Source organism: Jeotgalicoccus meleagridis (assembly GCF_903994045.1).
In the GTDB taxonomy this organism is placed as follows: Bacteria; Bacillota; Bacilli; order Staphylococcales; family Salinicoccaceae; genus Jeotgalicoccus; species Jeotgalicoccus meleagridis.
On sequence record NZ_CAJEWD010000008.1, the window covers coordinates 783,065 to 794,790 of the forward strand.

The 11,726-nt window shown below is 35.5% G+C and carries 13 protein-coding genes; 4 read left to right on the forward strand and 9 right to left on the reverse strand.

The annotated features are described in order from the left end of the window. Nucleotides 1-65 precede the first annotated feature (65 nt). Entirely contained in the window at nt 66-695 is a 630-nt protein-coding gene (locus tag JEOSCH030_RS09515) for a YigZ family protein (protein ID WP_185126399.1), read from the forward strand. Here the strand turns inward: JEOSCH030_RS09515 and JEOSCH030_RS09520 are convergent, their stop codons facing one another. Continuing rightward, a complete protein-coding gene (locus JEOSCH030_RS09520) occupies nt 696-1,745 on the reverse strand; it encodes a glycosyltransferase family 4 protein (protein WP_185126400.1) in 1,050 nt (349 codons plus the stop codon). It lies immediately after the preceding gene. Nucleotides 1,746-1,888: 143 nt separating this feature from the next. On the opposite strand from JEOSCH030_RS09520, the gene JEOSCH030_RS09525 reads away from it, so the two are divergent. Further along, nucleotides 1,889-2,938: a GGDEF domain-containing protein gene (locus tag JEOSCH030_RS09525; RefSeq protein WP_185126401.1), complete on the forward strand. Its 1,050-nt coding sequence runs from the start codon at nt 1,889-1,891 to the stop codon at nt 2,936-2,938. A 31-nt stretch (nt 2,939-2,969) separates the two neighbouring features. Here JEOSCH030_RS09525 and ytxJ read toward each other — a convergent pair whose 3' ends face one another. After that, complete coding sequence (gene ytxJ, locus JEOSCH030_RS09530) at nt 2,970-3,290, reverse strand: bacillithiol system redox-active protein YtxJ (protein WP_185126402.1); 321 nt, start codon at nt 3,288-3,290, stop codon at nt 2,970-2,972. A gap of 108 nt (nt 3,291-3,398) precedes the next feature. Here ytxJ and JEOSCH030_RS09535 point away from each other — a divergent pair, with 108 nt between their 5' ends. Next, a complete protein-coding gene (locus tag JEOSCH030_RS09535) occupies nt 3,399-3,644 on the forward strand; it encodes a hypothetical protein (protein ID WP_185126403.1) in 246 nt (81 codons plus the stop codon). A 4-nt stretch (nt 3,645-3,648) separates the two neighbouring features. Here JEOSCH030_RS09535 and JEOSCH030_RS09540 read toward each other — a convergent pair whose 3' ends face one another. Beyond that, complete coding sequence (locus JEOSCH030_RS09540; protein WP_185126404.1) at nt 3,649-4,542, reverse strand: EMYY motif lipoprotein; 894 nt, start codon at nt 4,540-4,542, stop codon at nt 3,649-3,651. A 178-nt stretch (nt 4,543-4,720) separates the two neighbouring features. Between JEOSCH030_RS09540 and murB the strand changes: the two genes are divergently transcribed. Further along, the gene (gene murB, locus JEOSCH030_RS09545) at nt 4,721-5,590 is read left to right on the forward strand and encodes a UDP-N-acetylmuramate dehydrogenase (RefSeq protein ID WP_185126566.1); all 870 of its coding nucleotides are present in this window, start codon (nt 4,721-4,723) and stop codon (nt 5,588-5,590) included. Between the two features lie 47 nt (nt 5,591-5,637). Here murB and JEOSCH030_RS09550 read toward each other — a convergent pair whose 3' ends face one another. From JEOSCH030_RS09550 to nrdI, 6 genes are all read right to left on the reverse strand, one after another. After that, nucleotides 5,638-6,687, reverse strand: a complete 1,050-nt coding sequence (locus JEOSCH030_RS09550; RefSeq protein WP_185126405.1) for an ABC transporter substrate-binding protein — start codon at nt 6,685-6,687, stop codon at nt 5,638-5,640. A gap of 74 nt (nt 6,688-6,761) precedes the next feature. Beyond that, the gene (locus tag JEOSCH030_RS09555; RefSeq protein ID WP_185126406.1) at nt 6,762-7,433 is read right to left on the reverse strand and encodes an SDR family oxidoreductase; all 672 of its coding nucleotides are present in this window, start codon (nt 7,431-7,433) and stop codon (nt 6,762-6,764) included. 43 nt (nt 7,434-7,476) lie between these two features. Next, a complete protein-coding gene (locus tag JEOSCH030_RS09560) occupies nt 7,477-7,890 on the reverse strand; it encodes a FixH family protein (protein WP_185126407.1) in 414 nt (137 codons plus the stop codon). A 131-nt stretch (nt 7,891-8,021) separates the two neighbouring features. Beyond that, on the reverse strand, nt 8,022-8,990 hold the full coding sequence (nrdF, locus tag JEOSCH030_RS09565) for a class 1b ribonucleoside-diphosphate reductase subunit beta (protein WP_185126567.1): 969 nt from the start codon (nt 8,988-8,990) through the stop codon (nt 8,022-8,024). A gap of 31 nt (nt 8,991-9,021) precedes the next feature. Continuing rightward, nucleotides 9,022-11,127 carry a class 1b ribonucleoside-diphosphate reductase subunit alpha gene (gene nrdE, locus JEOSCH030_RS09570; protein ID WP_185126408.1) on the reverse strand — a complete coding sequence of 702 codons (2,106 nt, stop codon included), beginning with the start codon at nt 11,125-11,127 and terminating at the stop codon, nt 9,022-9,024. Continuing rightward, on the reverse strand, nt 11,111-11,506 hold the full coding sequence (gene nrdI, locus JEOSCH030_RS09575; protein WP_185126409.1) for a class Ib ribonucleoside-diphosphate reductase assembly flavoprotein NrdI: 396 nt from the start codon (nt 11,504-11,506) through the stop codon (nt 11,111-11,113). The genes nrdE and nrdI overlap by 17 nt, the downstream gene beginning before the upstream one ends. Nucleotides 11,507-11,726: the final 220 nt, after the last annotated feature.

Genomic DNA, 11,726 nt, shown 5'->3' on the forward strand with positions numbered 1-11,726 from the left:
TTCATCTCGTTACTATTCTACTATAGTTTCACGCTGTGATAAACTATTTTAAGAGGTGTTTTTATATGGAACAAAAATTTATGAATTATAAAGATATAAATACAGAAGAAATCATCAAGAAGTCTCGTTTCATCTCTCATATTAAAAGGACAACTACTGAAGATGAAGCTAAGGCTTTTATCCAGGAGATTAAAAAAGAACATAAATCAGCCACTCATAATTGTAGTGCTTATATAATCGGACAAAATGGCATTATACAAAAAGCAGATGATGATGGTGAGCCACAAGGTACTGCTGGCGTTCCAATCTTAGAAGTTTTAAAGAAGGAAGAACTATACAATGTCACTGTTGTTGTCACCCGTTATTTTGGTGGTATCAAGCTCGGTAGTGGTGGTTTAATTCGTGCTTATGCATCCGGTGCAGCGAGTGCAGTTGATGAGGCAGGGAAGGTTGTAGAAGTTCCAATGCTACCCCTGACTATTACAATAGACTATACCTACACTAGTAAATTCGAACATTTTCTTAAAAGTACTAAGGCTACTTTAGTCAGTCAAGATTACACAGATAAGGTGACCTATGTCCTACACGCAAAAAAAGAAGATGCTGATGACATTATCAGCACCTTAAAAGAAATCACCAGCAACAACTTCGATTATCAAGAAAGTGATATCGTCATAAGTGAAGAAGTGATTTAGTTATGGAATTCTATCGAATATTTTTTTAAAGAAATTGAGTAGTGGCCTCTTATTTGAACCGATTAAGTTTGTAGCTTCAACAACGAGATTGGTTGTTAATAAGAGCATGGCTCCGATAATGATTGCCCCAGGGACTGTCGCTAAATACATCACCACACCACCGATGGCAAATAAAAGTGCGATGAAATAAATTAAGACCACACTCTCTCTATGAGAAAAACCTAGGTGTCTAATTCTGTGATGTAAGTGATTCTTGTCTGCCCGCATAACAGAAACACCTTCTCTGAAGCGTCGTATGACCGCAAAGAACATATCAATAAATGGTACACCTAAGATGATAATTGGAAAGAACAAGGAGATAAATGTAATGTTCTTAAAACCAATAATCGACAGGACACCAACAATATAACCCAGCATCATCGAACCATTGTCACCTAAGAAAATCTTAGCCGGGTGAAAGTTATAAGGTAAAAACCCTAATAGCGAACCGATCAAGATAATACAGATCATCATGACAAAGATATTTGACTGAAAGATAGTGATAACCGCTATACTTGCAAGGGCAATGATGACGACTCCTGTTGCGAGCCCATCCAGTCCGTCAATCAAATTAATAGCGTTGATAATGGCAGCCATCCAAATGACTGTCACTAAAACTGATAAAACACCAAAGTTAATTTCTATACCAAACGGCGTAATCGTATCAATGATAATACCGTAATAAATAGGTACACCTATGGCGACGAGTTGACCAATAAATTTAACCATTGGCTTTAAATCATATTTATCATCAACCAAACCTACAAAACAAAGTATAGCCGCACCAATAATGATAGGCTTATACTCCATTTCTGCAGGTTGACTAAAAAGTGTCACAATAGTGAAACTTACTAAGATCGCGACTCCACCAAGATATGGCATTGGTACTGTATGGACTTTTCTATAGTTTGGATAATCGACAAAACCAAACTTTTTAGCCAATCGAATAAAGATTGGCACTAATATTAAAGATATCGCGAACGATATACATAAAAGCAAGAATGTATGCATAATTTCACCTAATTTTTTTATCCACTTAAATATACCATATTTAATATATAATTATATTGTCCATGGAGAAAGTCTTAATTAACTTCTTTGAAGCATCAGAAAGTAGTATAATAAATGTAAGATATCTCAAAAGGAGGCCTAACATGTTCATAGACTTTCTGTTAAATATCGCTCTTATTATTAGCGGTATATACCTCTTTTACAGAATTCAATTTTTTGAAGAGAAAAAGATTGTTGAAACACCTTTGTTTCAATCTTTACTTATGACAACTTTAGCTGTACTGAGCATGTTGGTGCCTTTTTCAACTGGTGACAGGGATTTTGCACTTTATTTTGTACCGCTTATATTACTTGGTGCTTATAATCCATTCAGCTACAGTATTCTGTCAGCTGGTTTAGTGTTTTTCTTCTATCATTTTATTTTTGAAATGGCAATTGCACCATTCATTGTCTTTCTTATTCTTTACTTTGTGTTCTTAATGGCAATTCCTTTTGTCAGAAAGGTGACATCTTTAAAGCTCGTATTGATCAACATCGTTTTTACAAGTTTATACATGATTGTCGTCAATCAACTCTTCTATAATATATCATTTATAAGTGGAGTAATACTACTGCTGGTTACATCCGCCGTTACATTTACCGCACATTTGATGTACGATGATGTCAATCAAATTTACCAGCTCAATAAGCGTATTGATGATGATGAATATATCGATCATTTGACCCAACTTGGAAATGTAAAATCTATGGATATTACAGTGGATGATTTCTTTGAAAACGAGGAAAGCTTAAGTTTACTATTAATCGATATTGATAGCTTTAAGCAGTATAACGATAAGCACAGTTATGACTCTGGAGATAAAATTATCAAACAGCTTGCTGCCCTACTACAAAATTATGTACCGACAGGTAGCTATCTTTTTAGAAATAGTGGTGAAGAGTTTGCCATGGTCATCTCAAACCTCAACTTTGATAAGACTGTCAGACTTGCAGAGGCGATTAGAAATAGTGTTGAGTACTCAAAATTCCATATCAATGAAATTGATACAGTAGATGTCACTGTGTCCATTGGAGTCGGCTACAAAGAGACAGCTAATGGCACTAAGAGAGACTTAGTTAAAAATGCTGAGAGTGCACTGTTTGAGGCCAAGAAGCTCGGTCAAAACCGTGTTATGTTCGCTCCTATAGGATAAAAAAATGAGCCCTTTTTTAAAGGGCTCATTTTTAGTCTTCTACACTAACTAAAGTTGGTAAGGTAATGTTATTGTGAGAATCGTGCCACTTCACTTTACCATCAACAAAGTAAAATGCCTGTGGTGATTCATGTTTAACATCAAAAGTATCAGCTATATAATTTGATAACTCTCTGTGATCTTGGACGATTAAATAATAACCATCCATATCTCTTTCATAATGAAACTTCTGAAATTCTTCAAAAGCAGAAGCTGAGATTGGACATGTATTACTGTGTTTTAAAAAGTAAAATTCATTTTTATTATTTAATAAGTTTTGAAATGCATCTATGTTGGTGATTTTTGTTAGCATATCATCACACCTTTCATTGACTTTATATAATTTATCACTTATCGGTAAATTAATCAAATATGCTTATAGTCTGTGTTATAATGCATATTGAATTGGAGGATACATTATATGAACAAAAAATTAAAACGTTGGACCTTTCTTGATACTCTAAATGGCATACTCTTTGTTGTCGTTGTACTATTCTTTTTAGACTTCCAAAACAACAGCACAATGTCATGGATTTTATTAGCTGTCTTTCTCTTTTGGTTAATTACGGTTATCTTAAGAAATGTTATGATTTCTAAAATCGAAAAAGATCCAGATCATCCTTTACATAAGGTCCAAACAAACCAACATACAGAGATTAAAAAATGAGGTGCTAGTGCGCCTCATTTTTTAATGACTCTAATTCTTTTTCATAATTCTCATCTAAGGTTCTTGCTGTATCTACTAAGGATAAAACATTATCAAGAGCTGTTTCTTGTAGCTGCTCTGCTGAAACCATGACACTTTTTCTTTCTTCAAAGTAATTCTGATAGTTGTAATACATCTCTAAAGAGATAGATCTTGCGCGTGTTGTTTTTGAAGTTGATAAATTGAGTGCGTTAATACGATCGATATGTTCATCTAACAACGGTAAGAGTGTTTCTTCAACATACTGCTCTTTTTCTTCTATGCTTTTCTCACTATGAAAGGTCGTTGAATGTTCTTCGAGTTCTTCACTGTTAGCATTTAGAACTTCGATTAAATTATTCATCTCGGAAATTTCTTCATCAGTTTTTGCAGACTCTATTATTTTGCTTCTTTCTTCTTGGTGTGTAATAAAGGATTGACTGAGGCTAACCAGCTGATCATTTGCTTCTAAAGACAACATATAGCCATTTAAAAATGATGAAATTTGTCGAGTGAAATCCTGCTTCACTTTTACATCTTCCAAAATAATATTATGGGCTTCTTTGATGTCTTCATTTTCAACTGTAATGCTCTCAGCTTCACGTCCTATATCATCTGCTAAAGGAACGAGTTCTTTATCAACTTGGCTAATTAAATCTTGTAAATATTGAAGGTCGACTTCTTCTTCTTGATAGTACATCTTCTCTAATTTCTCAAAATCCATATCTCCAACTTGCTGATTAAAGTTATTATTTAGCTGAGTTAATTCTTCAGTATCTTGTTCATATTTACTTAGATCGTCTTCTAGATTATTACCACATGCAGCCATTACAAAGGCGATCAGTAGTAGCGGCAAAGACTTGATCATTTTAAATTTCATATAGGAACCCCACTTTAGGTAGAACTTCAGTTTGACAACTCGGTTTATTATAACATAACTGTGAGTTTAATTATTTTGATTTTTACACTATAATATTGAATAGTGAGTCATGAAAGGATAAATTAATGTGAATAAAGAACAGTTGGTTGAAACACTCAATAATATAGTGACATCATCAATGGTTAAAATTGATGAACCTTTAAATAAATATACTTATACAAAAACAGGTGGCCCTGCAGACATCTATATTTCTGTTGGTAATATAGAAGATACTGCAAAAGTCATCAAATATGCAAAAGAAAACAATGTGCCTGTGACCTATCTTGGAAATGGCTCAAACATCATTATTAGAGACGGTGGCATTCGTGGTATTGTAGTCAATCTCTTAAAATTAAACGATATTACTGTCACTGACGATCGTTTAGTTGCACAAAGTGGAGCAGCAATTATCGATGCTTCAGAGATGGCACTACAACATCAACTATCAGGCCTCGAATTTGCATGTGGTATTCCAGGCTCAGTCGGCGGTGCAGTTTACATGAATGCTGGTGCCTACGGTGGAGAAGTTAAAGATTGTCTGAGTCATGTGACAGCAATTAATGAATTCGGTGATATCATTACCCTATCACTGGAAGAACTTCAACTTGGCTACCGCACAAGTCGCGTCCAAACCGAACATCTCGTTGTCATATCCGCAGAGTTTTCTCTAAAAAAAGATAAGCCATATGATGATATTAAAGCTATCATGGATGATTTAACAGAGAGAAGAGAGAGTAAACAACCGTTAGAATATCCTTCTTGTGGTAGTGTCTTTCAAAGACCACCTGGTAATTTTGCAGGTAAGCTCATTCAAGACTCTGGGCTACAAGGACATAGAATCGGCGGCGTAGAAGTATCTAAAAAACATGCGGGCTTTATGGTTAATGTTGATAATGGATCTGCGAGTGACTATGAAGCACTGATCGATTTTGTTCAAGCTAAGGTTAAAGAACTTCACGGGGTCACACTTCATCGTGAAGTTAGAATCATCGGAGAAAAATTAAAATAAAAAATAAGGTGCAACTGTCTAATATTAAAGACAAGTGCACCTTTCTTTTATTCACTTATTGATTCTAAAATTTCTTTTAAGTCCGTTAATTGATGGAGGGCAGAAAGATATCCACCTGAATTTACTTTCCAAGTTTTTTCATTTAAGATTTTTACTTTGTCACTCATATCTTCTGTTACAAAGTCTAGTGAATTTACATCTTGATTCTCCTCAGCCACCACTAACAAGAGGTCAGGGTTAACGTTGTTGATGACTTGGTTCACATCATCTTCTTGATTCAAACTAGCATCTGTAAACTCTAAGTCGCTATAGATAAATCCATAAGGACTAGACAGACCTTGAATATTAGTATTCTCTCCTTCTTCAACAAGTAGAGTAGATAAGTCTAATTCCACAGCTGTACTTCTGACATCTTCAATCAGTGTATCGAGTTCTTCTACTAAATTATTTGCACGATCTTCCACTTCATACATTTGGCCTAAAAACACTGTCATGTCTTTGATATCTTTTAAATAGCTAGTACTTGACGCTTCGACATGAATAATTTCAGCATTTGGCGCAGCATCTTCTAGTTGACGAATAGTAGAAGATTTTGCTTCTTGATCTGAAATCATAATCACTTGTGGTTCAAGTTCCTTGATTGCTTCAAAATCAAGTTCGTTTGAGTCCCCTACATCTTTGTAACTGTCACCTTCATAGACATCTGTAATATCCGGTGCGAGATTTTCTCCCTTAGTGATACCGACGACATTTTTTTCTAGATCAAGTGCGGCCATAGTTGACGCGACCCCTAAATCTAAAACGACTACTCTATCTGAGTTTTTCATCAGTTCTACATCATGATCAATCTTAGTTGACGTCGTCTTACCATCTTTTTCTGACTTGATGGAGAAATCATTGTGATAAGCGACTGTTTCACTTTCAGTATCTTCCTCGACCTCAGTTGTTTCTTCTGCATCATTTGTTTCCTCTGTTTTACTCTCTTCTTCTGGACTCGTTTCTTCTTCAGCTGTATTTTCTTGATTTTGATCATTACAAGCTGCGAGTAAGAGGAGTGTTGCTACTGTCAATAGCATATAGACTTGTCTAAATTTCATAGTTTGTCTCCCTTAATCTGGTTGATAAAAAGCCACATTAATGACAAGGATGTCTATTAACATGGCTTTTAATATTAACTGATGATAATTGTTTCACCAGTTGGAATATCTTTATCGTGATCGATAATTGCTTTTATTTTTTTAATTGCTTTGTGGTTTGCTCTTTCTTCTTCAGTCGTCTTATAAGTTGGTCGATAACTTAAGGCATAGACATCTACGCCTTCACGTCTCAGTTCAATGGCAGTCGAGTGCGTGAGCGCTTCGATAGCACCTGTTACTGTATAGTAAAGGTTTCTTTCGAACACCTCTTCAAAAGATGGTTCGATGACATTGATGATTTTAGCATCATCTTCATTTTTTAGTAAAGGGCGTAAAGTTCGAATACCAAGATAAGTTCCCCAAACATGTTCGTACATCGTTTCAGAGAATTCATTAAAGCTTACATTATAAACTGTTTTATCGTCTGTGAAAATGGAATGTACTAATATTATTCCGTTTAATGAATCATAACTCTCTTCAATTTTTTCGACTACGTCTAACCAATCTATTTCTTTAGACTGTTCTAAAAGAACAATTTCATGATGTCCACTTGTGCCACTCAAAGTTTCTTCAACTTCTTCTAACTCTCCATATTCAATGCCTGCTAGAATAAGATTTGCATTATTTTCAGCCAATTCTACTGCAACTTCCCTACCAAGAGATGTGGCTGCTCCCGATACGATATAAGTTTTATTTGTTAAATCCATAATATCCTCCTAGAACTGACCATGTTACTACTATAATATCACATTATTCAACTGTCACGAATTCTTCAGGCATAGTATGTAATGAAAAGGCATCTACGTGTGAAATGACTTTATAGTCACCCGCTTCGTCAAAAGTATAATCGAGTACGTACTCACCATTTTCTGAATGGTCAACTTCGATCATGTCCAAACTTTCTTCACCTGAAATAATTTCAAACATCACTGAATCAGCGTCAGTTACATCTTCTTCATTTGAAGTGACATGGGCAACAAACTGCACTTCTTCTCCACTCTTAATACTTTCTGGTGCTTGAAGATCCACTTCTAGTGATCTCACTTCATCGCTAGATGGGTTATCATGATTCATCTCACTATGGTCCATTTCTTCATCTGAACAAGCTGCTAGTGTTAAGCCTGATAAAAGTATTAACGACATAAATCCTACTTTGATTTTCATTTGTCTGCTCCCTTTCTAATTTCTACTCATCCTTCATTCTATCTGATATATGAGTACTTGAGTGTATAGCTAATGAATTTTTTATGACGAAAAAAATCACACTTAACATCAGCTAAGTGTGATTTTTCTATTTAATCTTCAAAAACAAAGTCTTCGTCACGGAGTGGTTCAACATTTAAAGCAAGGACATAACCATCACCTTTAACACTGAAGAAGTCATGGTTTTTAGTCGTTGTATCAAGCGCGTTCTCGATAATTGGGTTGAAACCTTTTTCTTCAAAGTAAGGATCGAATCCTAGGTTTGCTAGAGCTTTGTTAGCATTATATTGAAGGTAGTTTACAACATCATCAGTCAGACCAATTTGGTCATATAAATCTTTAGTATATGCAACTTCATTTTCATATAAGTCATTTAAGAGCTCATACATTTCTTTGTCTGCTCGGTCTTGTTCTTCTTGACTAAGTTCAGCTTTTAGCACTTGTGCATCTAGACCAGTAAAGACACCGTGAATCGATTCATCTAAGAGAATTTTACGAATGATTTCTCCACTTGTGGTCATGCGTCCATTACCTGCAAGGTAAAGTGGATAATAAAACCCTGAGTAAAATAAGAATGATTCAAGGAATACTGATGATACACGTGCCATATATTGATCATAGACAGAAGGGTTTTTATCTAAAAGTTTGCGATAATTCGTTACAATTCTGTCAGCCTTATAGCTTAAGTGTGGATTGTTCATTACCCAGACATCTAGAAGTTCATCCGTTTCCTTAGTCGGTAAGAGTGTTGTAAATATATGTGAGTATGATTTCGCGTGAACTTGCTCCATCATTCCCATAAATGAGTATACTGCTTTCTTACGTAAGTCCTCAGTGTGCAACATGATGAGTGGCATTCCATCATCCGCTTGATGAGTATCCAAACCAGTCAAGCCTGCAAGTACTTTTTTAAAGGTATCTTTTTCAGCATCTGACATACCGTCCCAAGAAGCTAAGTCTTTAGAAACCTTGAACTCTGTCTCAACCCACATCTGAGAGATGTTTTGACGCCAGAAGATATTTGTCATGTCTTCTTCTTTATTCCAGTTAACAGCTTTCATAGTTCTAACATCTTTCATAGTTCGATCTCCTTTATACTGCACAGCTTGTACATTCCTCAACACTTAATAATTTATTTCTTGTGTAGTAGAGTGATTTCAAACCTTTATGGTGTGCATAAATGTAATATTTCGCAAGTTCTCTCGTAGAAATCTCTGAGTTAACATAGAGTATAGTCGAGATTCCTTGGTCGATATGTTGCTGAATCGTTGCAATCATGTCGATTAATTTCATTTGGTCAGTGTTAAACGCACTCTTGTAGTACCACATTGTTTCTTTAGATAGAAACGGCATTGGGTAAAACGTTTCAGAATTACCATAAGTTCTACGTTCAATTGTATCTACAATTGGCATAACTGAACTTGTCGCATTTTGTACGTAAGAGATACTTTGAGTTGGTGCAATTGCTAGACGATAAGCATGGTACAGTCCATCTTTTTCTACTTTAGCTTGGAGCTCAGCCCAATCTTCTTTAGTAGGAATATGGATGTGCTCAAATAGCTCAGCAACCTTGTCTGATTGTGGTTTGATATCTTCTTCTGTATAGCGTTTGAAGTATTTACCATTTGCATAATCAGAACGTTCAAAGTCTTTAAATGTAACGCCGCGTTCTTTAGCGATTAAGTTTGATTTCTCGATTGAATAGAAGTTCAACATCATAAAGAAGATGTTAGCAAAGTCTCTTGCTTCACTTGATTCATAAGAAATTTTGTTTTTCACTAGGTAACCATGTAGGTTCATTGCACCTAAACCAACTGAGTGTAACTCGTCGTTTGCTTTTTTCACACCTGGTGCATTCTGAATCGCAGTATCATCACTAACAAGTGTTAAAGCTTCAATTCCTTCATGCACAGTTTCTTTTACTTTTCCAGAATCCATTACATTAGCGATGTTCATAGAACCTAAGTTACATGAAATATCACGTTTAATTTCATCTTCAGTACCGTAGTCATTAATAACAGAAGTTTCCTGTAGTTGGAAGATTTCTGTACATAAGTTTGAAATTTTAATTTGCCCAATATCACCTAATGGGTGAACTTTGTTTGCATTGTCCTTAAACATTAAGTAAGGATAACCAGACTGCAACTGTGTTTGAGCAATAGTATTTAACATATCACGGGCATCGAATTGACGTTTTTTAATCTTGTCATTGTTAACTAATTCGTCGTACATCTCATCCATATCCATATCATCAAGTGCTACACCATATTCTCTTTCGACTGTATGTGGTGCAAAGATGTTGAATGGCTTGTTATCGCGAGCAAGTTCGAAGAACTTAGATGGTACAACAAGACCTGTTGAGATTGTCGCAAGACGAATATCTTCATCTGCGTTAACTTTTTTCGTATCTAGGAATTCTGGTAGGTCATAGTGGAAGATGTTTAAATACACCGCACCAGCACCAGGACGTTGTCCAAGTTGGTCTGCATAAGCAAATCCACCTTCTAATGATTTAGCAACTGGAAGTACACCTTTCGCTACGCCTTCGATTCCTTTGATTGCCTCACCACGTGCACGCAGTTTAGATAAGTTGATCGCTACGCCCCCACCGATTTTACTTAACTGTTTAGCAGTTGAGTCGATGTAGTTAATAGAGTTAAGAGAATCATCAACTTCTAGTAAGAAACAAGAGACCATTTCACCTCGACGCGCACGACCAGCGTTTAAGAAAGTCGGTGTCGCAGGTTGGTAACGCTGTTCCATCATCGATGTAATAAAGTTATTTGCCTTATCAACATCACCTTTAGAAAGGTAAAGACTGACGATGACAACGTGTTGTCTATAGTCTTCTAAGTATTGTTTTTTATCGTTTGTTTTTAAAGCATAATCTTTAAAGAATTTACTTGCGGCCATATAGCTCTTGAAAGCAAAATCAATGCTGTTTGCATGCTCGATTACTGTCTCAAGCTGTGACTCGCTATATTCTTGAAATAGATCATAATAAAAGTTGTTATCAACAAGGTAGTGCAATCTTTCGAGTTCAGTATCGAAGTGGATTGTCTTACTTTCTACTTCTTCCATGAAGACCTCGAGAGCTTCTAAATCTTTCTCTAGTTTGTAAAAACCAGATTCATCACGCTGCGTCACTTCGTTATTCAGCTCTATATGATTGAATTTTTTCTCATCTAATACTTTCATGCAATTCCCCTGCCCTTTCTAATTCAAGTGAAAATTCTTTTCTTTGTTCTGGAGTGCCGTGTAACTCGATCTTCATCAGAAGTGGCACTTTGAATTCTTCACTAATGTATTCACCTGCTCGGGCAAAATTTCTACCCCAGTTTCGATTACCGCTTGATACGACCGCTTTTAAATTATTTCCGTTTACTTCTAAGAACGACTGAACAATATCTGGTACAGCACCAAAACCATAGGTCGGTGTGATCAAGATAAAACGATCGTCGATTTTATCTCTCACATTATCGTTTGTTATTTGATATAATTCATAAGTATCGGGTATGTCTATACTGTTTAAAAAACGACGGATATTGCCCGTCATTGAATAAAAAGCAATATACATAGTGTCATCTCCAGTCCAGTATATCACAAAACAGAACACACGTTCTATTTTATCTCTTTTCTATATTATACCACTATATCTTGTGTCTTCCTATAAATCGAAACACAAGATACGTGTTTAACATGTTCTATATTCTCATATTAAATATGGTGATGCAATGTAAAAAACTTACTAAAACTATAATTTCATTGCACATTATATTTTGAAAATCTTCCTAAGT